General features: G+C 61.4%; 21 protein-coding genes. 20 read left to right on the forward strand and 1 reads right to left on the reverse strand.

Going from position 1 to position 20,225, the window contains the following annotated elements; all coding sequences use genetic code 11:
• Nucleotides 1–200: 200 nt before the first annotated feature.
• The 6 genes from coaD to tgt all read left to right on the forward strand — a co-directional run bounded on the left by coaD (nt 201) and on the right by tgt (nt 4,589).
• Nucleotides 201–701, forward strand: coding sequence for a pantetheine-phosphate adenylyltransferase (gene coaD, locus FJ548_RS06435; RefSeq protein WP_140777397.1), 501 nt, complete (start codon nt 201–203; stop codon nt 699–701).
• 110 nt (nt 702–811) lie between these two features.
• Nucleotides 812–1,306 (forward strand): peptidylprolyl isomerase, encoded by a 495-nt coding sequence (locus tag FJ548_RS06440; RefSeq protein ID WP_246678577.1) that lies wholly within the window; start codon nt 812–814, stop codon nt 1,304–1,306.
• A gap of 26 nt (nt 1,307–1,332) precedes the next feature.
• Complete coding sequence (locus tag FJ548_RS06445; protein ID WP_140607042.1) at nt 1,333–1,845, forward strand: peptidylprolyl isomerase; 513 nt, start codon at nt 1,333–1,335, stop codon at nt 1,843–1,845.
• 11 nt (nt 1,846–1,856) lie between these two features.
• The gene (locus tag FJ548_RS06450; protein WP_140777401.1) at nt 1,857–2,306 is read left to right on the forward strand and encodes a DMT family transporter; all 450 of its coding nucleotides are present in this window, start codon (nt 1,857–1,859) and stop codon (nt 2,304–2,306) included.
• A gap of 6 nt (nt 2,307–2,312) precedes the next feature.
• A complete protein-coding gene (gene queA / locus FJ548_RS06455; RefSeq protein ID WP_140777403.1) occupies nt 2,313–3,398 on the forward strand; it encodes a tRNA preQ1(34) S-adenosylmethionine ribosyltransferase-isomerase QueA in 1,086 nt (361 codons plus the stop codon).
• Between the two features lie 60 nt (nt 3,399–3,458).
• Nucleotides 3,459–4,589 carry a tRNA guanosine(34) transglycosylase Tgt gene (gene tgt, locus FJ548_RS06460; RefSeq protein WP_140777405.1) on the forward strand — a complete coding sequence of 377 codons (1,131 nt, stop codon included), beginning with the start codon at nt 3,459–3,461 and terminating at the stop codon, nt 4,587–4,589.
• A gap of 4 nt (nt 4,590–4,593) precedes the next feature.
• Here the strand turns inward: tgt and FJ548_RS06465 are convergent, their stop codons facing one another.
• Nucleotides 4,594–5,013 (reverse strand): DUF4864 domain-containing protein, encoded by a 420-nt coding sequence (locus FJ548_RS06465; protein ID WP_140777407.1) that lies wholly within the window; start codon nt 5,011–5,013, stop codon nt 4,594–4,596.
• A 415-nt stretch (nt 5,014–5,428) separates the two neighbouring features.
• On the opposite strand from FJ548_RS06465, the gene FJ548_RS06470 reads away from it, so the two are divergent.
• The 14 genes from FJ548_RS06470 (at nt 5,429) to FJ548_RS06535 (ending at nt 20,179) form a co-directional block, all read left to right on the forward strand.
• The gene (locus FJ548_RS06470) at nt 5,429–5,665 is read left to right on the forward strand and encodes an Lrp/AsnC family transcriptional regulator (RefSeq protein WP_091574954.1); all 237 of its coding nucleotides are present in this window, start codon (nt 5,429–5,431) and stop codon (nt 5,663–5,665) included.
• A gap of 171 nt (nt 5,666–5,836) precedes the next feature.
• Nucleotides 5,837–7,249 (forward strand): circularly permuted type 2 ATP-grasp protein, encoded by a 1,413-nt coding sequence (locus tag FJ548_RS06475; RefSeq protein WP_181165480.1) that lies wholly within the window; start codon nt 5,837–5,839, stop codon nt 7,247–7,249.
• Between the two features lie 135 nt (nt 7,250–7,384).
• Complete coding sequence (locus FJ548_RS06480; RefSeq protein WP_140760089.1) at nt 7,385–8,326, forward strand: alpha-E domain-containing protein; 942 nt, start codon at nt 7,385–7,387, stop codon at nt 8,324–8,326.
• Between the two features lie 85 nt (nt 8,327–8,411).
• Nucleotides 8,412–9,206: a transglutaminase family protein gene (locus FJ548_RS06485; protein WP_140777409.1), complete on the forward strand. Its 795-nt coding sequence runs from the start codon at nt 8,412–8,414 to the stop codon at nt 9,204–9,206.
• Between the two features lie 91 nt (nt 9,207–9,297).
• A complete protein-coding gene (locus tag FJ548_RS06490; protein ID WP_140777411.1) occupies nt 9,298–10,029 on the forward strand; it encodes a peptidase in 732 nt (243 codons plus the stop codon).
• A 103-nt stretch (nt 10,030–10,132) separates the two neighbouring features.
• On the forward strand, nt 10,133–11,545 hold the full coding sequence (locus FJ548_RS06495; RefSeq protein WP_140777414.1) for an aspartate aminotransferase family protein: 1,413 nt from the start codon (nt 10,133–10,135) through the stop codon (nt 11,543–11,545).
• A 125-nt stretch (nt 11,546–11,670) separates the two neighbouring features.
• Complete coding sequence (locus tag FJ548_RS06500; RefSeq protein WP_140692951.1) at nt 11,671–12,438, forward strand: DeoR/GlpR family DNA-binding transcription regulator; 768 nt, start codon at nt 11,671–11,673, stop codon at nt 12,436–12,438.
• A gap of 127 nt (nt 12,439–12,565) precedes the next feature.
• Nucleotides 12,566–14,092 carry a glycerol-3-phosphate dehydrogenase gene (gene glpD, locus FJ548_RS06505; RefSeq protein WP_140777416.1) on the forward strand — a complete coding sequence of 509 codons (1,527 nt, stop codon included), beginning with the start codon at nt 12,566–12,568 and terminating at the stop codon, nt 14,090–14,092.
• Nucleotides 14,093–14,133: 41 nt separating this feature from the next.
• Nucleotides 14,134–15,213: an ABC transporter ATP-binding protein gene (locus FJ548_RS06510; RefSeq protein WP_140692947.1), complete on the forward strand. Its 1,080-nt coding sequence runs from the start codon at nt 14,134–14,136 to the stop codon at nt 15,211–15,213.
• Between the two features lie 9 nt (nt 15,214–15,222).
• Entirely contained in the window at nt 15,223–16,290 is a 1,068-nt protein-coding gene (locus FJ548_RS06515; RefSeq protein WP_140777418.1) for an ABC transporter ATP-binding protein, read from the forward strand.
• Nucleotides 16,291–17,157 (forward strand): sugar ABC transporter permease, encoded by an 867-nt coding sequence (locus FJ548_RS06520; RefSeq protein WP_140777420.1) that lies wholly within the window; start codon nt 16,291–16,293, stop codon nt 17,155–17,157.
• A gap of 1 nt (nt 17,158) precedes the next feature.
• The gene (locus tag FJ548_RS06525) at nt 17,159–18,079 is read left to right on the forward strand and encodes a carbohydrate ABC transporter permease (RefSeq protein ID WP_140777422.1); all 921 of its coding nucleotides are present in this window, start codon (nt 17,159–17,161) and stop codon (nt 18,077–18,079) included.
• Between the two features lie 3 nt (nt 18,080–18,082).
• Complete coding sequence (locus FJ548_RS06530; protein WP_140692938.1) at nt 18,083–18,370, forward strand: DUF2160 domain-containing protein; 288 nt, start codon at nt 18,083–18,085, stop codon at nt 18,368–18,370.
• Between the two features lie 84 nt (nt 18,371–18,454).
• Entirely contained in the window at nt 18,455–20,179 is a 1,725-nt protein-coding gene (locus FJ548_RS06535) for an ABC transporter substrate-binding protein (protein ID WP_140607025.1), read from the forward strand.
• Nucleotides 20,180–20,225 lie beyond the last annotated feature (46 nt).

Consider the following 20,225-nt stretch of genomic DNA (forward strand, 5'->3'; position numbering starts at 1 on the left):
CATGTTCGATCCAACCGAATGCTGGAACTATCTCAAACAGGCAGGCTACGTTGCATGTTAATCGCCCGATGCTCTAGTGAACGCTGCGTGAAGGCTTCGTGATCAGCGTGTTCATCTGTCGTTCATGTGCCGGAAAAGGTTCACGGACATGATCCCGATCGGATTTGCCTTTGTGAGAGAGGCTCGCTAGAAGCTCCGGCATGACCGAACGCACAGCCCTCTATGCCGGCTCCTTCGACCCGCTGACCAACGGCCATCTCGATGTGCTGAAAGCGTCTCTGGCGGTTGCAGACATTGTCTACGCCGCGATTGGCATTCATCCGGGCAAGAAGCCGCTGTTCTCCTTCGAGGAGAGGGTGCACCTCATCGAAGCGGCGACGAAGGCTGAATTCGGCCGCGACGGGACCCGCATCAAGGTGGTCGCCTTTGACGGGCTGGTCATCGATGCCGCCAGGAAACAGGGAGCCTCGATCATGATCCGCGGCCTGCGCGACGGTACCGATCTCGACTACGAGATGCAGATGGCCGGCATGAACGAGACCATGGCGCCGGAATTGCAGACGGTTTTTCTGCCCGCCAGCCCTTCGGTACGCACCATTACCGCCACACTTGTGCGCCAGATTGCCTCGATGGGGGGCGACATCCGCCCCTTCGTGCCGGCGGCGGTAGCCGGCGCGCTCACCGCAAAATTCGCAAAATAAGTTTCCCGGAGAAGACCATGCAGCTGAAAAAGCTTGCCTCGTTCCTCGTCGTGCTTGCCGGTCTCGTGACCGCATCGGTCTCGGCCTATGCCGCCGATCCCGAAAACACCATGATCATCACGCTGAAGGACGGCGACGTAACCATCGCGCTTCGGCCCGATCTGGCGCCCAAGCATGTCGCGCAGATCAAGAAGCTCGTGCGTGAGCATGCCTACGACAATGTCGCGTTCCACCGCGTCATCGACGGCTTCATGGCCCAGACCGGCGACGTCAAGTTCGGCAACATGAAGAAGGGTTTCAATGCCCAGGCCGTCGGCACCGGAGGTTCCGATCTTCCCGACCTGCCGGCCGAATTCTCGCAGACCGAGCACTACAAGCGAGGCGTGGTCGGCATGGCTCGCTCGCAGGACCCGAACTCCGCCAATTCGCAGTTCTTCATCATGTTCGCGCCGGCGCCGCCGCTCGACGGCCAATACACCATCGTGGGGAATGTCGTCACCGGCATGGAACTGGTGGACAAGATCAAGAAGGGCGATGAGGCGGACAATGGCACGGTCGCCGATCCCGACCGGATGATCAAGGTGCGCATCGCCGCCGACAAATAATTCTGTTTTGAAAAAGGATATCTGACATGGCCGAAATCAAGGACCGCGAGAACGCGCTCATCATGGAAACGACCAAGGGCGAGGTCGTCATCGAAATGTTTCCCGACCTGGCGCCCGGCCATGTCGCCCGCATCAAGGAACTGGCGCGTGAGGGTGCTTATGACGGCGTGGTGTTCCACCGCGTCATCGAAGGCTTCATGGCGCAGACCGGCGACGTCAAGTTCGGTAATTCGTCCAAGCCGACTTTCGCGCCTTCCCGCGCGGGCATGGGCGGCTCCGACAAGCCGGACCTGAAGGCAGAATTCTCCAACGCCAATCACGGCCGCGGCACCTGCTCGATGGCCCGCGCCCAGAACCCGAACTCGGCCAATTCGCAGTTTTTCATCTGCTTCGACGATGCCGCGTTCCTCAACCGCCAGTACACGGTCTGGGGCCAGGTGATCGAAGGCATGGACAATGTCGACAAGATCAAGCGTGGCGAGCCGGTGCAGGACCCCGACAAAATCGTGTCGCTGAAGGTCGCGGCTGACGTCAAGTAAGGCAGATAACAATGATGGGCGTCGTCTGGTCGCTTCTCGGCATCCTGTCCGGCGCCTTCATTGCCATTCAGGCGCCGATCAATTCGCAGCTGGCGCGCGGCCTGGGACTCCCGGTCGCGGCGGCCGCGTTTTCGTTCCTGTCGGGCGCTATCGTGCTTGGTGTCATCTCCGTCACGGTGGTGAAGCTGCAAGGCATTTCGCTCGACTGGAAGGCACCGGCTCCGTGGCTGTTCGTCGCCGGCGGCATGCTCGGCGGCTTCTATGTCACGCTCTCGACGATTCTCACGCCGCGCATCGGCGCTGCCGCGCTGATGGCGTTCCTGGTGGCCGGCCAGCTGCTGGCCGGCATGCTCATCGACCGCGTCGGCTTCCTTGGTGTCGCGGTGCGTGAAATCTCGCTCGGCCGCGTCGCCGGCGCGGTGCTGCTCTTGGTCGGAGCACTGCTCGTCCGGCTGTTTTGATTTCCAATGCGTGTCGACCTCTTTGATTTTGACCTTCCGGAGCAGCGCATCGCGCTTCGCCCGGCAGAGCCGCGCGACAGCGCCAGGATGCTGGTGGTCAAACCGGGCGAGGCGCTCGATGACCGGACGGTTGGCGATCTGCCTTCCTTGCTCAAGGCCGGCGACGTTCTGGTGTTCAACGACACCAAGGTCATTCCGGCGCAGCTCAAAGGCATCAGACGGCGCGGCGAAGCGCAGGCGCAGGTCGAGGCCACGCTGCATATGCGCGTGGCGCCGGATCGGTGGCTCGCCTTCATGCGGCCAGGCAAGCGCATCGCCGCCGGCGACCGCATCCATTTTGGCCATGACGGCAATTCCTGTTTCCTCGGCCAGCTCGATGCGACGGTGATCGAGAAAGGCGAGGGCGGCGAGGCGCTGCTCGGCTTCGACCTGTCGGGGCCTTTCCTCGACGAGGCGATGCACGCCGTCGGCCACATTCCGCTGCCGCCCTACATCGCCTCGAAGCGCGACGACGACGAGCGCGACCGCGCCGACTACCAGACCATCTATGCCCGCGAGGAAGGGGCGGTTGCGGCGCCTACGGCCGGCCTGCATTTCACGCCGGAGCTTTTCGCGACACTCGATGCCAAAGAGGTCGAGCGCCACTTCGTCACCTTGCATGTCGGTGCCGGCACGTTCCTGCCGGTGAAGGCGGACGACACCGCCGATCACAAGATGCATGCCGAGATCGGTTCCGTCAGTCAGGCGACCGCCGACGCCTTGAATGCGGCGAAGGCGAGGGGCGGGCGTATCATTGCCGTCGGCACGACTTCGCTGCGCCTGCTGGAGAGCGCCGCGCGTGAGGATGGCGCACTGGCTGAATGGTCGGGCCCGACAGACATCTTCATCACGCCCGGCTATCGCTTTCGCACCGCCGACATGCTGATGACCAATTTCCATCTGCCGCGCTCGACGCTGTTCATGCTGGTTTCGGCCTTCAGCGGCCTCGACACGATGCGTGCGGCCTATGCGCATGCCATCGCTAACCACTACAGGTTCTATTCCTACGGAGACGCGAGCCTGCTTTACCGCGCGCGGATGAGCCCTGCATGATCCAATGCCAGTCGCTCAACACGCAGGCGCCGTGTGCGCTAATCCACGACAAGGACTTCAATGACTAAGCCGTTCAGCTTCAAGGTTCTGGCGACCGACGGCAAGGCGCGGCGCGGTTTGATCGACATGCCGCGCGGCGAAATCCGCACGCCCGCCTTCATGCCGGTCGGCACCGGCGGTACGGTCAAGACCATGTACATGGACCAGGTGCGCGGCGTCGGCGCCGACATCATCCTGGGCAATACCTATCATCTGATGCTGCGGCCCGGCGCCGAGCGCGTGGCGCGGCTCGGCGGACTGCACGAATTCGCCCGCTGGCCGCATCCGATCCTGACCGACAGCGGCGGTTTCCAGGTGATGTCCCTGTCGAAGCTGAGAAAGCTGAGCGAGAAAGGCGTTACCTTCCGCTCGCATATCGACGGCGCCCCTTACGAGATGTCGCCGGAGCGTTCGATCGAGATTCAAGGTTTGCTCGATTCCGATATCCAGATGCAGCTCGACGAATGCACGGCGCTGCCGGCCGAGCTGAAGGAGATCGAGCGCGCCATGGAGTTGTCGCTGCGCTGGGCCGAGCGCTGCAAGGTGGCGTTCGGCGAGCAGCCCGGCAAGGCGATGTTCGGCATCGTACAGGGCGGCGATAACGCGGCGCTCAGGGTGCGGTCCGCGCAGGCGCTGAGCGCGATGGAGTTGAAGGGTTATGCAGTCGGCGGGCTGGCTGTCGGCGAGCCCCAAGCGGTGATGCTTGAAATGCTTGACATCACCTGTCCGGAGCTGCCCGCGGACAAGCCTCGCTACCTCATGGGCGTCGGCACGCCGGATGATATCCTGAAATCGGTGGCGCGCGGCATCGACATGTTCGATTGCGTGATGCCGACGCGGGCGGGCCGCCATGGCCTTGCCTACACCAGGCGCGGCAAAGTCAACCTGCGCAACGCCCGCCATGCCGATGATCCGCGCCCGCTCGACGAGGAAAGCGACTGCCCGGCGGCGCGCGATTATTCGCGTGCCTATCTGCATCATCTGGTGCGGTCGCAGGAGGCGCTCGGTGCGATGCTGCTGACCTGGAACAACCTGTCCTATTATCAGAAGCTGATGCAGGACATCCGGGCGGCGATCGAGGCCGGCAGCTTCGAGACGCGCGGGGCCGAGATCACCGAGGGCTGGGCGAGGGGCGATATCCCGGCGCTATAGCCGTTCAGGTGCTGAGCGAGTTCGACGCCCGCAGGCTGCAGCCGGTGATCCGGAACGTGCCGTCGGGCTGTTGCTGCAACGTGTAGACCGCCTCATAGTCCTTGCCGTCGGGTCCGACGATCAGCACCTGCTGGACGATCGAACCTGGGCTCGTCTCCTTGACCTTGCCGAAGGAGTAGGTCTGTGGCTTGCGTACCGGCGCATAGCCATTGGTGACCATGTTCATGAAGGTGTCGATGGTCGGAAAGATCTGTTTCACATTAGGGGCCGCGAAGCTGTAGGCGGTGGCGCCGTCATTGGCGATGAAGGCTTTCAGCTGACCATCTATGGCTGCCTGGGCCGCCTTGATATCGGCATCGCCGGCAGACGCCGAGGAAGCGAGTATCAGCGGAACCAAAGCGAATGCGAAAAGTGTGCGGCGCATGACCGGTCTCCCTTGTCCTCGAAAGCCGCCATTGAAAAAGCTGTCGGCGGGTATTCTAACATACGCATGACGGCGCTCCACGGTTTCAGCGTCCGCCAATATTCGTTTCCCTGCGGCAGATGCTGACGGCCAATGAGCTGGGGCTTTCCGAAGACCGCACTAACGATATTCTCGGCTCCGTAGGGTCGACATCGCCCTGTCACGCAACGACGCCCAGGCAACCGCCTTCCTGCTGCAGGGCACGCCGGCACTGGTGATCGGCGGCAGGTCCTGCAAGCGCGGCACGCCGGTTGCGCAGCTGCGCGAGGCCGTGGCGAAGGCCCGCGCCGGCTAAGTGCGCATTCCAACGCTTGAAAGGCCGCCTCCAGTCTGCCAGAAGGGCCGCTTGGACCTGGAAGTTTAGCGGGACGAAGCCATGAAGGCGTTTTTCGTGCAGATCAAATGCGAACTCGGCAAATCCTATGAGGTTGCCAGCGCGCTTGCCGATGCCGAGATCGCGTCGGAAATCTATTCCACCGCCGGCAATTACGATCTGCTCGCCAAATTCTATGTCGACGACGAGGAAGACGTCGGACATTTCGTCAACGAAAAGGTGCAGGTTCTGCCGGGCATCAAGGACACCTTCACCGTCGTCACGTTTCGCGCCTTCTAGCTGCCGAGCGGATTTGCCCGGGCATCATGCAAAGCCTGAGCAAGGTGATATTTCAACTGCCTTAAATTTAGGCAAGCGCAAGATACTGATCGGCTGCACCCCTCAAATCACCGATTGCGCTTGATTTTCTCCGGCGACGCCAGTGAAATGGCGTTACAGGGGAGTTTGCGATTGGCAGCGTTCGATGAAATGCTTCCGGAGGTCTCCGGACTTAGAAGACCGTATTCGGCTTATGACCGTTGGCTGAAGGAGCAGGATCCAGCCAGGCTTACCGAGAAGATGCAGGACGCCGAACGCGTCTTCCGCAAAACCGGCATCACCTTCGCCGTCTATGGCGAGCAGGAAGCCTCCGAGCGGCTCATTCCTTTCGACATCGTTCCGCGCATTATTTCCGGCCAGGAATGGCGGCGCCTGACACAAGGCATCGAACAGCGCGTGCAGGCGCTGAACGCCTTCCTCGACGATATCTACCATCGCCAGGAGATCCTGCGCGCCGGCCGTGTCCCCAAGGACCTGATCGCCAGGAACGAGGCTTTCCTGCCGGAGATGATCGGTGTGCGGCCGCCGGCCGGCGTCTACACCCACATCATCGGCGTCGATATCGTGCGCATCAGCGAGGACGAGTTCTACGTTCTGGAGGACAATGCGCGCACGCCGTCCGGTGTCTCCTACATGCTGGAGAACCGCGAGACGATGATGCAGCTGTTCCCCGAGCTGTTCCAGAAGATCAAGGTGCGGCCGGTGGAGAATTACCCGCAGCTGCTGCGCCAGTCGCTGGCGGCGGTTCGCCCCCAGAGCACCAAGGGCGCGCCGACCATTGCGGTGCTGACGCCCGGCAGCTACAATTCCGCCTATTTCGAGCACGCCTTCCTCGCCGACCAGATGGGGGTTCAACTGGTCGAGGGCCAGGACCTGCGCGTTATCGACGGCCACGTCGCGATGCGCACGACCGAAGGCTATAAGCAGATCGACGTGCTCTACCGCCGTGTGGACGATTCCTTCCTCGATCCGCTGACCTTCCGGCCGGATTCGGCTCTTGGCATACCCGGCATCATGGATGTCTACCGAGCCGGCAACATCACCATAGCCAATGCGCCGGGCACCGGCATCGCCGACGACAAGGCGATCTACTCCTACATGCCCGAGATCGTCGAATTCTACACCGGCCGCAAGGCGATCCTCGGCAACATTCCCACCTGGCGCTGTTCCGAGCCGGACAGCCTCAAATATGTGCTCGAGCACATCCACGAATTGGTGATCAAGGAAGTCCATGGCTCCGGCGGCTACGGCATGCTGGTGGGACAGGCAGCGACCAAGCAGGAATGCCAGGACTTCGCCAAGAAGCTGGCCGCGAAGCCTTCCAACTATATCGCCCAGCCGACACTGGCGCTGTCGACCTGTCCGATCCTGACCGAGAAGGGGTTGGCGCCGCGCCATGTCGATCTCCGGCCCTACGTGCTGGTCTCCGACCGCATCCAGATCGTACCCGGCGGGCTGACGCGGGTTGCGCTGAAGGAAGGTTCGCTGGTCGTGAACTCCTCACAAGGCGGCGGCACCAAGGATACCTGGGTGCTGGATGATTGAGATGAGCAGGGATTAGGCAGTAGGCAGTAGGCAGTAGTAGAGGGGGACAGCGCATGCCATATCCAATGGAGATTCAACTGCTTACTACTGACTACTCACTATTCCCTACTCACTAGCTCGAAGGGGCCGCTTTCCATGCTTCTCGGCCGCACCGCAAACGGGCTCTACTGGATGAACCGCTACATCGAGCGAGCGGAAAACATGGCAAGGTTGGTCGATGCCGGCTTGCGCATGGCGCTGACCCGGACGCAGGACGCATCCGAAGAATGGAACTCAGTGCTGCTCAGCGCCGGTTCGGATGCCGCCTTCACACAGAAATACCAGGACTACACGGCGGCCAATGTCGCTGACTTCCTTTTGCGCGACACGTCGAACCCGTCGAGCACCATGGCGTCGATCGAGACGGCCCGCAACAATGCGCGCATGGTGCGCACCGCGCTGACGCGCGAGACATGGGAAAGCATCAACGAGGCCTGGATGGCGCTCAAGCGGATGCTGGCAAGGCCGATCGACGAGCGCGACCTGCCCAGCGTGCTCGACGCCATCAAGCGCGAGACGGCGCTGATCCGCGGCTCGTTCTACGGCACCATGCTGCGCAACGAGATCTTCGACTTCTCGCAGCTCGGCACCTATGTCGAGCGTGCCGACAATACGGCGCGCATCCTCGACGTGAAATACTACGTGCTTCTGCCGTCGATCTCCTGGGTCGGTTCGACGCTCGACAACTACCAATGGGAATCGATCCTGCGCTCGGTGTCGGCGCATCGCTCCTACCGCTGGGTCTATGACGCTGACTACAAGCCGACCAATATCGCCGATTACCTGATCCTCAACGTCCGCATGCCGCGATCGCTGACCTTTTGCTATCGCTTCCTGGCGGAGCATCTGAAATTCCTCGGCGAGGACTATGGCGAACGCCATGCCTGCCACGCAACGGCGGAGAAAACGCAGGCGATGTTGAGGGCAGGGTCGATCAAGGACATTTTCGATACCGGCCTGCACGAATTCCTGGCCAATTTCATTCGCGACAACACCAGGCTCGGCGACGAGATCGCACAGGACTACAGGTTTAATTGACCATGTTGCCCAACCGAAGGACCGCCTTAGCGAAAAATGGTTGCCGGTTTTCGAGCAAGTTCATGCATTCAAACGGACGATAGCCATGCGGCTGAAGATCTCTCACCGGACCGAATACCGCTACGATGCTCCGGTCCAGTATCTGCTGCAACGGCTGAGGCTGTTGCCGGTAAGCGGGCCGACACAGACGGTGCTGTCCTGGGCGTTGAAGGTTGAAGGCGCGCGCGAGGAGGTTCGATTTACCGACCAGTATGGCAACGATAACAGGTTGTTGAGCGTCGAGGGCGACCACGACTTCATCACGGTCGAGGCGTCGGGCGAGGTGGTGACGCGCGACACATCAGGCGTCAGCGGTCCGCATCAGGGCTTCGCGCCACTCTGGTTGTTCGCGCAGGAGACGCCTTTGACCGCCATAGGCAGCGGCATCCGTGGTCTTGCCGAAGCGGTCGGCACGGGCACCGATATCGAAAGGCTGCACCGGCTGATGGCCATCATCGGCGAGCGCGTCGCCTATACACCTGGCATCACCAATGCGGCGACCCCGGCTGAAGAGGCCCTGGCGCTGAAAACCGGGGTTTGCCAGGACCATAGCCACATCTTTGCCGCCGCCGCGCGCGCCATGGGTTTTCCGTCCCGCTATGTCAGCGGCTATCTGATGATGGAGGCGGCTGTCGAGCAGGCGGCAAGCCATGCCTGGGCCGAAGCACATGTTCCGGGCCTCGGCTGGGTTGCCTTCGACCCCGCCAATGGTATTTCTCCCGACGAGCGCTATGTGAAGGTGGCCACCGGCCGTGACTATCGTGACGCTTCGCCGGTTTCGGGAATTCGGCTGGGGCAGGCGGAAGAACAGCTTGCGGTCACCGTCACGGTAGAGCAGTAATCCCTCAGGATTTGCCGCTCAAGCAATTCCAGGAAAAGTGTGAAGCGGTTTTCCGTCCGGAATTGCGTCGAGCCACTCTAGAAGAGATTCCATGACCTATTGCGTCGGCCTGAAGATCGATCGCGGGCTCGTGTTCATGTCGGACACGCGCACCAATGCCGGTATGGATTCGATCTCGACTTTCAAGAAGATGCATGTCTGGGAACAGCCGGGCGAGCGCGTCATCGTGCTGATGTCCGCCGGCAATCTGGCGACGACGCAGGCCGTGGTCAGCCTGCTCGAGGAGCGCACCAAGGCCGTGGCGGACCGCCATGCCACGCTGCTCGAAACACCGTCGATGTATCAGACGGTGCGGCTGGTCGGCGACACGGTCAAGGAGGTGATCGCCCATTCGTCGCCTGTCGGCGAGAAGGCCGATTCCTATTTCAATGCCTCTTTCATCCTGGGTGGGCAGATCAAGGGCAGCCCGCCACGGCTGTTCATGATCTATCCCGAAGGCAATTTCATCGAATCGACCGACGACACTCCATTCTTCCAGATCGGCGAGACCAAATACGGCAAGCCGATCATCATCCGCGCCTATGAGCGGACGATGAGCCTTGCCGAGACCGTGAAGCTGCTTCTGGTCTCATTTGATTCGACGTTGAAGTCGAACCTGTCGGTTGGTTTGCCGCTCGACCTTCTGTTCCTGGAGAAGGATGCTTTCCAGGTCGGGCTGAAGAAACGGATCAGCCAGGACGACCAATATTACCGCGCCATTTCCGAAGGCTGGTCGAATGCGTTGAAGTCAGCCTTTGCCAGCCTGCCGGACTTCCCGGGATAGTGCTGCCGCCAGGCCTCTCGCCGGTTGCTCCAGTGTATTTAACATATTAATTAAAGCGATGGCTGGGGCAACCTACCCGCTCGCCGGCTATTGGGAGAAAAGCATGGACAGTGAAGAGTTCCGCGACTGGTCGAGGCGGGCCGCCGACTGGGGCGCCGACTATCGCGCCAGCCTGCGCGACCGGCCGGTGCGGCCAGCGATTGCGCCGGGCGAGATATTCAGGAGCATCGAGGCCTCTCCACCCGAAGCCCCGGAGCCGATGGACGCGATCTTCGCCGATTTCGAAGCGAAGATCGTGCCCGGCATGACGCATTGGCAGCATCCGCGCTTTTTCGCCTACTTTCCGGCCAACGCGGCACCGGTCTCGGTGGTGGCCGAGTATCTGGTTTCGGCAATGGCCGCGCAATGCATGCTATGGCAGACCTCTCCGGCGGCAACCGAGCTTGAAACGCGGACCGTCGACTGGATGCGCCAGGCGCTCGGCCTACCGGAAGGGTTCTCCGGCGTGATCCAGGATTCGGCCTCGTCGGCGACGCTCAACGCGGTGCTGACCATGCGCGAGCGGGCGCTGGACTGGCAAGGCAACAAGAAGGGACTGGCCGGGCAGGCGCGGTTGCGCATCTATTGCTCCGACCAGGTGCATACGTCGATCGACCGCGCGATATGGGTTGCCGGTATCGGCGAGGACAATCTTGTCCGTATCCCGGTGGCAGGTCGCTTTCGCGCAATGGACACCGCAGCTCTTGAAGCGGCGATCGTCGCTGACAGGAAAGCCGGCCTGCTGCCGGCGGGCATCATTGCTTGCGTAGGTGGTACCAGCACGGGTGGCACTGACGACGTTGCCGCGGTCGCCGAGATCGCCAAGCGGCATGGGCTCTACCTCCATGTCGATGCGGCCTGGGCCGGATCGGCGATGATCTGTCCGGAGTACCGGCGCTTCTGGACAGGTATCGAAGGTGCGGATTCGATCGTCTTCAATCCGCACAAATGGCTGGGCGCGCAGTTCGACTGTTCGATCCAGTTCCTGCGCGATCCCGAAAGCCATGTCAGGACGCTGGCCATCAAGCCCGACTATCTCAAGACGCACGGACATGACGGCATCATCAACTATTCCGAATGGTCAGTGCCGCTGGGCCGGCGCTTCCGCGCCCTGAAATTGTGGTTCCTGCTGCGCGCCCACGGGCTGGAAAACCTGCGCACCATGATCCGCAACCATGTCGCCTGGAGCGAGGGCCTTGCCGCCCGGCTGGCCGGGGAGCCTGACTTCGAGATTGTCAGCCAACCGATGCTGTCGCTGTTTTCGTTCCGGCACAAGGCTGCCGTGAACGGCGATGCCGACGAGCACAATCTGCGGCTGGTCAATGCGATCAACGATGATGGCCGCATCTACCTAACGCAGACGCGGGTCGATGGACGGGTGGCGATCCGCTTCCAGGTCGGGCAGTTCGAAACGACCGGCGATGATGTCGATGCGGCTTTCGCTGTCATCACGGAAATCGCGCGCGGCATGGCATGATCAACCCGGATTCGAATCGGGCCTTTGGTGCTGTCGCCGTCAGGAATTTTCGTTAGCCGGCTTGTGCCTTTTCATTGGTTTCGTTTTCGTCTATAAGCAAGAAAAACGAAAATGGGAGCTGTCTAATGTATCTGTCGCCGCGTCATGCCGAGATCATCCAGATGGCCAAGGACCACGGCCGCGTGCTGGTTGACGATCTGGCCACACATTTCAACGTGACGCCGCAGACCATTCGCAAGGACCTCAACGATCTGTGCGACCAGAGGCTGCTTTCGCGCATTCATGGCGGCGCGTTGTTCCCGTCCGGCATCGAGAACATGGAGTATGAGGCCAGGCGCAAGATCGCGGCGGACGAGAAGGAGGCGATCGGCCGCGCGGCGGCGAGACTGATCCCCGACAACGCCTCGCTGTTCATCAACATCGGCACCACGACGGAGGCGGTCAGCAAGGCGTTGCTCGATCATGATGGCTTGATGGTGATCACCAATAATATCAATGTCGCCAATAGGATGCGCATCTATCCGTCGATCGAGGTTGTGATTGCCGGTGGCGTGGTCCGCGGCTCGGACGGTGGGGTCGTCGGCGAAGCCGCGGTTGACTTCATCAGGCAATTCAAGGTCGACTACGCCGTCATCGGCGCCTCGGCCATCGACCATGACGGCGCCTTGCTCGATTTCGATTTTCGCGAAGTGAAGGTGGCGCAGGCGATCATCGCCAATGCCAGGCACGTCATCCTGGTGTCCGACCAGACCAAGTTCGAACGCACAGCGCCGGTGCGTATCGGCCACCTGTCGCAGGTCAACACCTTTATCACCGACCGCTGCGACATCCCGTCGGTGCGCAGGATATGTCAGGAGGCCGAGGTTCAGTTGATCGAGACGTCGCTTGGCTGAAACCATTCAGGGGTCATTTCACGGGCTCGTGATATTTCGTTTGACATTCGTTATCAGTTCGAAATAATTCCGCTACGGTTTCGCAAAAGGCCAAAAATGGTGCAATGCGAAATCGTGGAGGAGCTCAGTGGACACATCTTCGGTCCGGGACATTTTCGTCATAGGCGGCGGCATCAACGGCTGCGGCATCGCCCGTGACGCTGTTGGTCGCGGGTTCTCGGTTTTTCTCGCCGAGAAGAACGACCTCGCCAGCGGAACGTCCTCGGGCTCGACCAAGCTGATCCATGGCGGCCTGCGCTATCTCGAATTCTACGAATTCCGCCTGGTGCGCGAGGCGCTGATGGAGCGCGAGGTTCTGTGGAAGAACGCGCCGCACATCATCTGGCCGATGCGCTTCGTGCTGCCCTATGCCAAGGGCCTGCGTCCCGCCTGGCTGATCAGGCTCGGTCTGTTCCTCTACGACCACATTGGCGGGCGCAAATTGCTGCCAGCGACCAGAACACTCGACATGGCGAGCGATCCGGCGGCCAAACCTCTGAAACCATTGTTCAAAAAGGCTTTTGAATATTCGGACGGCTGGGTCAATGATGCGCGCCTGGTGGCGCTCAACGCCCGCGATGCCGCCGATCGCGGCGCGACGATCCGGACCCGCACGAAGGTGGTCGGAGCCCGTCGTGAAGCCGGCATGTGGGTGATCAAGATCGAGAACCTCAGGACCGGTGATACCGAGGAGGTCAGGGCCAGGCTGCTGGTCAACGCCGCCGGACCATGGGTCGATCACGTACTCTCCGACGTCGTCGGCCTCAATGACGTGCACAATGTCCGCCTCGTGCAGGGCAGCCACATCGTCATCGCCAAGAAATTCGACGATCCGCGCGCCTATTTCTTCCAGAACAAGGATGGCCGCATCATTTTCGCCATTCCCTACGAGGAAGAGTTCACGCTGATCGGCACCACCGACCGGGACTATCCCGGCGATCCGCATGACGTGAAGATCAGCGACGCCGAGATCGATTATCTCTGCGCCGCGGCCAGCGAATATTTCGCTCAACCCGTCATGCGGTCCGACATCGTCTGGACCTATTCAGCCGTGCGTCCGCTCTATGATGACGGCGCCTCCAAGGCGCAGGAAGCAACGCGCGACTATGTGCTGAAGGCCGATGCCGGCGAGGGGTCCGCCCCGATCGTCAATGCCTTCGGCGGCAAGATCACCACCTACCGCCGGCTGTCGGAATCGATGCTGGAGAAGATCGAAGGGTTCCTCGGCACACGCGGCAAGCCATGGACCGCCAACGCACCGCTGCCGGGCGGCGATTTCCCGGCCACCGGTTTCGATGCGCAGGTGACGAAGCTGAAGGCGGCCTATCCGTTCCTCGATGCGCGCCTCGCCCGCCGGCTGACCCGGCTTTACGGAACGCGCGCTCAGGTTCTGCTCGGCCTTGCCAAGTCGAATGCCGAACTCGGCCGCAACTTCGGTGGTGACCTTTACGAGGCCGAGGTGCGCTATCTCGTTGAAAACGAATGGGCAGTTACGGCGGAGGATGTGCTGTGGCGCCGGACCAAGCGCGGTCTGCACCTTAACCGCGAGCAGGTCGCAGCGCTCGATGAATTCATGCGCGGCATAAGCCGCCGACATGTCGCTGCTGCCGAATGAAGAGGTTTTGAGCTGATGCAGAAAGCCTGGGAGGAGGCGTCATGCTTGAATTGAGGAACGTTACCAAGACGGTCGGTGCGGTCGAGCATATTCGCGACGTGTCGCTGACGCTTCAGCACGGCTCGCTCAACGTTCTGCTCGGGCCAACGCTTTCCGGCAAGACCAGCCTGATGCGGCTGATGGCCGGCCTCGATGTGCCGACCACGGGTTCGGTCTGGTTCGACGGCCGCGACGTCACCGGCACGCCGGTGCAGAAGCGCAAGATCGCCATGGTCTACCAGCAGTTCATCAACTATCCGGCGATGACCGTCTACGAGAACATCGCCTCGCCGCTGCGGGTGGCCGGCGTAGAGCAGGGCAAGATCGACAGCCAGGTGCGCGAGGCCGCGGCGCTGCTCAAGCTGACGCCCTATCTCGACCGCACACCGCTCAACCTTTCAGGCGGCCAGCAGCAGCGCACCGCGCTGGCGCGCGCCATCGTCAAGAATGCCAGCCTGGTGCTGCTCGACGAACCGCTGGCCAATCTCGACTACAAGCTGCGCGAGGAATTGCGGGCTGAACTGCCGAGGATCTTCGCCGCCGCCGGCACCATCTTCGTCTATGCCACCACCGAGCCGCACGAAGCGCTGCTGCTGGGCGGCAACACGGCGACGCTGTCGGAAGGCCGGATCACGCAGTTCGGACCGACGATCGATGTTTTCCGCAAGCCGATCGATCTGGTGACGGCCAGGACATTCGCCGATCCGCCGCTCAACACCATCGTGCTGGCCAAGAAGGGGCCCGACTTCCTGCTGGAGGGCGGCGTCAAACTGCCGGTGCCGACGGAACTCGTCGGCATCGCCGACGGCAATTACACGATCGGCTTCCAGCCGCATCACCTGTCGCTCGAACGGCCTGATGCCTTGGCGGTGCCGGTGCGGGCGAAAGTCATCATCACCGAGATCACCGGCTCCGAGAGTTTCGTCCATCTCGACTTCGCCGATGCCCGCTGGGTGATGCTGACCCATGGCATCAGGGATTTCGAGACCGACGCGGTGGTCGAAGTGTTCATCGATCCGCGTCACATCATGGTCTTCGACCAGCACGGCCGCGCCGTGACCGCGCCGAAGCTGGCGGCATAGGAGGGCGATATGGCGCGCATCGACGTCAACCATGTCAGGCATTCCTATCTGCCTAACCCGCGAACGGACGCCGATTTCGCGCTGCGGGAAGTGCATCATACGTTCGAGGATGGCGGCGCCTATGCGCTGCTTGGGCCGTCCGGCTGCGGCAAGACCACACTGCTCAACATCATTTCAGGCCTGCTTCGTCCCTCGCACGGCCAGTTGCTGTTCAACGGCAGGGACGTGACCAACCTGTCGACGCAGGAGCGCAATATCGCACAGGTGTTCCAGTTCCCGGTCATCTACGACACCATGACCGTCTACGACAATCTGGCGTTCCCGCTGCGCAATCGCGGCGTGACGGAGGCCGACGTCGACCGCAAGGTGCGCGAGACGCTGGAAATGATCGACCTGGCCTCCTGGGCCAAGAAGAAGGCGAGAGGGCTGACCGCCGACCAGAAGCAGAAAATATCGCTCGGCCGCGGGCTGGTCCGCTCGGACGTCAACGCCATCCTGTTCGACGAGCCGCTGACGGTCATCGATCCGCACATGAAATGGGTGCTGCGCTCGCAGTTGAAGCAACTTCACCGCCGTTTCGGCTATACCATGGTCTATGTCACCCACGACCAGACCGAGGCGCTGACCTTCGCCGACCAGGTCGTGGTCATGTATGATGGCGGCATCGTGCAGATCGGCTCTCCGGCGGAACTGTTCGAAAGGCCGCGTCATACTTTCGTGGGCTATTTCATCGGCTCGCCCGGCATGAATGTCATGCCGGTGGCGATCGACGGCAGGACGGCGACGCTCGGCTCGCAGCGCATCGAGCTGCCTGGCGTGCCGAAGGCCGGCAGCGGCGCCGTCGAACTCGGCATTCGCCCCGAATATATCAGGCTCGGCCGCGATGGCATGGCCGTTTCGATCAGCAAGGTCGAGGATCTTGGCCGCCACAAGGTGGTGCGCGCCAAGCTGGAGGGTCGCGACATCGCGGCGGTCATCGGCGAGGACGAGACCGTTCCAGCCGAGCCCAAAGTGCGGTTCGATCCTGCCGGCATCAACATCTATGCCGATTCCTGGCGTGTCGAGATGGGGGCTTAGATGGAAAAGACCTGGAACAACAAGGCCTGGTTCCTGGTGCTGCCGGTGCTGGTGCTGGTAGCGTTCTCGGCCGTCATCCCGCTGATGACCGTCGTCAATTATTCGGTGCAGGACACGTTCGGCAACAACGTCTTCTTCTGGGCCGGAACGGAGTGGTTCGAGGAATTGTTGCATTCCGACCGCTTCTGGGAGGCGATGGCCCGCAACCTGATTTTTTCCTTCATCATCCTGGCCATCGAGGTTCCGCTTGGCGTCTTCATAGCGCTCAACATGCCGAAGAAGGGCTGGGGGGTGCCGGTTTGTCTGGTCTTGATGGCGCTGCCGCTGCTGATCCCGTGGAACGTGGTCGGTACCATCTGGCAGGTATTCGGGCGCGGCGACATCGGTCTGATGGGCTATTACCTCAACGCTCTCGGCATCGACTACAATTACGTACAGGATCCGTTCGATGCCTGGGTGACGATCATCATCATGGACGTTTGGCACTGGACCAGTCTGGTCGTGCTGCTCTGTTATGCCGGTCTGGTCTCGATTCCGGACGCCTTTTACCAGGCGGCCAAGATCGACGGCGCGTCTCGCTGGGCGGTGTTCCGCTACATCCAACTGCCGAAGATGCAGCGCGTGCTGTTGATCGCCGTGCTGCTGCGCTTCATGGACAGTTTCATGATCTACACCGAACCCTTCGTCGTTACCGGCGGCGGCCCGGGCAATTCGACGACGTTCCTGTCGATCGACCTGGTCAAGACGGCGCTCGGCCAGTTCGACCTCGGTCCGGCAGCGGCCATGTCGCTGGTCTACTTCCTCATCATCCTGTTGTTGTCGTGGGTTTTCTACACCGTGATGACCAATTACGACGCGGAGCGCTGAGATGACCGGCGTCAACGAACGCACCGAACGTAGTGCGATGAACGGGACCGCCGCCTCCGAGGGGCTCGCCAGTTCGCTGTCGCAGAGCGAACTGGACAGGCGGATGCGCCGGCGCGGCGAGGAATCACGCTGGTGGTGGATGGTGCCGACGCTGTACATCTTTGTGCTGCTGCTGCCGATCTACTGGCTCATTAATATGAGCTTCAAGACCAATGCGGAGATCGTCAACTCGCTGAGGCTGTATCCGCACGAACCGACCCTGCATAATTACTACACCATTTTCACGCAGTCGGCCTGGTATTCCGGCTACATCAACTCGATCACCTATGTCGTGATGAACATGGTGATCTCTGTCACCGTGGCACTGCCGGCGGCCTATGCCTTCTCGCGCTACCGCTTCCTCGGCGACAAGCATCTGTTCTTCTGGCTGCTGACCAACCGCATGGCGCCCCCAGCGGTGTTCGCACTGCCGTTCTTCCAGCTCTATTCCGCCTTCGGACTCATCGATACCCATATTGCGGTGGCTCTCGCCCACTGCCTGTTCAATGTGCCGCTGGCTGTGTGGATCCTCGAAGGCTTCATGTCGGGCGTGCCGAAGGAAATCGACGAGACAGCCTATGTCGACGGCTATTCGTTCCCGCGCTTCTTCATCAAGATATTCATGCCGCTGATAGCTAGCGGCATCGGAGTCGCGTGCTTCTTCTGCTTCATGTTTTCGTGGGTCGAACTGCTGATCGCCCGCACGCTGACCACGACTGCCGCCAAGCCGATCGCGGCGACCATGACACGCACCGTGTCCGCGTCGGGCATGGACTGGGGGCTGCTGGCGGCCGCCGGCGTGCTGACGCTGATCCCCGGGGCGCTCGTGATCTGGTTTGTGCGCAACTATATCGCCAAGGGCTTCGCCCTGGGGAGGGTCTGATCCATGAACCTCAATTTCACCTGGATGGCATGGACCTGGCCGACGGCCGCCTTCTTTGTCGTCATCGCGCTGCTTCTGTTTGGCATGGGTGTTTGGGAATACGCTTCGCCGGGCGGCAACCCGCGCGTCGGCGTGCTGCGCTTCGAGACGACGCGCGGCGATCGCCTCTTCGTTTCGCTGCTTGGCAGCGCCTTTATCCATCTCGCTTGGTTGGGTCTCGTTGGATCCAACCTGTGGTGGGCTCTCGCTCTCTCCGTGCTCTACGCCGTTGGCGTGTTCCGCTACGTATAGAGGGAGAATACTGATGGAGCGGCCGCGTGTCGGCGGACGCTCCAGATCGCACTTGAAACCTTTTAAAAACTCGGAGGAGACACAATGCGACGGCAATTTTTAACGTCAACGACTGCCCTTGTCCTGTTGCTCGGCGCGGGCAATGCCTATGCCGGAATGGATGAAGCAAAGACCTTTCTCGACAAGGAGATAGGCGATCTGTCGACGCTTTCGCGCGCCGACCAGGAAAAGGAAATGCAGTGGTTCATCGATGCGGCCAAACCGTTTGCCGGCATGGACATCAAGGTCGTCTCGGAAACCTTGACCACACACCAGTACGAATCGCAGGTGCTGGCGCCTGCTTTCACCGCAATTACCGGCATCAAGGTCACGCACGACGTCATCCAGGAAGGTGACGTCGTTGAGAAGATCCAGACCCAGATGCAGACCGGCCAGAACATCTATGACGGCTGGGTCAACGATTCGGACCTTATCGGTACCCACTGGCGCTACCAGCAGGTGCGAAACCTGACTGACTGGATGGCGGGCGAAGGCAAGGACGTCACCGATCCGATGCTCGATGTCAACGACTTCATCGGCACCAAGTTCACCACTGCGCCGGACAAGAAGCTCTACCAGCTTCCCGACCAGCAGTTCGCAAACCTCTACTGGTTCCGCTACGACTGGTTCAACGACGAGAAGAACAAGGCCGACTTCAAGGCGAAGTACGGCTATGACCTCGGCGTGCCTGTCAACTGGTCGGCTTACGAGGACATCGCCGAATTCTTCACCGGTCGCGACGTCGGCGGCAAGAAGGTCTACGGCCACATGGACTACGGCAAGAAGGATCCGTCGCTCGGCTGGCGGTTTACGGACGCCTGGCTGTCGATGGCCGGCAATGGCGACAAAGGCCTGCCGAACGGCCTGCCGGTTGACGAATGGGGCATCAAGGTGGACGAGAACTCTCGCCCGGTCGGCTCATGCGTGGCGCGGGGCGGCGATACCAACGGCCCGGCGTCGGTCTATGCGATCCAGAAATACCTCGACTGGTTGAAGGCCTATGCGCCGCCGGAGGCGCAAGGCATGACCTTCTCTGAATCGGGCCCGGTTCCGTCGCAAGGCAACGTGGCGCAGCAGATCTTCTGGTACACCGCCTTCACCGCCGACATGGTCAAGCCCGGCCTGCCTGTCATGAACGACGACGGCACGCCGAAGTGGCGCATGGCGCCGTCGCCGCACGGCTCCTACTGGAAGGACGGCATGAAGCTCGGCTACCAAGACGTCGGCTCGTGGACGCTGATGAAGTCGACGCCGACCGACCGCGCCAAGGCCGCCTGGCTCTATGCTCAGTTCGTCATCTCCAAGACCGTGGATGTGAAGAAGAGCCATGTCGGCCTCACCTTCATCCGCGACTCCACGATCCACGACAAGAGCTTCACCGAACGCGCTCCCAAGCTCGGCGGGCTGATCGAGTTCTACCGTTCGCCGGCGCGCGTACAGTGGACGCCGACTGGTACCAACGTTCCCGATTATCCGAAGCTGGCGCAGCTCTGGTGGCAGAACATCGGTGACGCCTCGTCGGGAGCCAAGTCGCCGCAGGAGGCAATGAATGGCCTCTGCGCCGATCAGGAGAAGGTTCTGGAGCGTATCGGGAAGTCGGGTGTCCAGGGCGATATCGGTCCGAAGATGGCCGAAGAGCATGACCTTGCTTACTGGAACGCCGACGCGGTGAAGAAGGGCAACCTCGCGCCGCAGCTAAAGCTCGATAACGAGAAGGAAAAGCCGATCACCATCAACTATGACGAATTGGTCAAGAGCTGGCAGAAGTAAGACGATCCATGCGGGCGCCGTGCCCGTGTGAAATTGGGGGAGGCGG

Origin of the sequence: Mesorhizobium sp. B2-4-17 (genome assembly GCF_006441275.1) — a bacterium.
Lineage (GTDB): Bacteria > Pseudomonadota > Alphaproteobacteria > Rhizobiales > Rhizobiaceae > Mesorhizobium.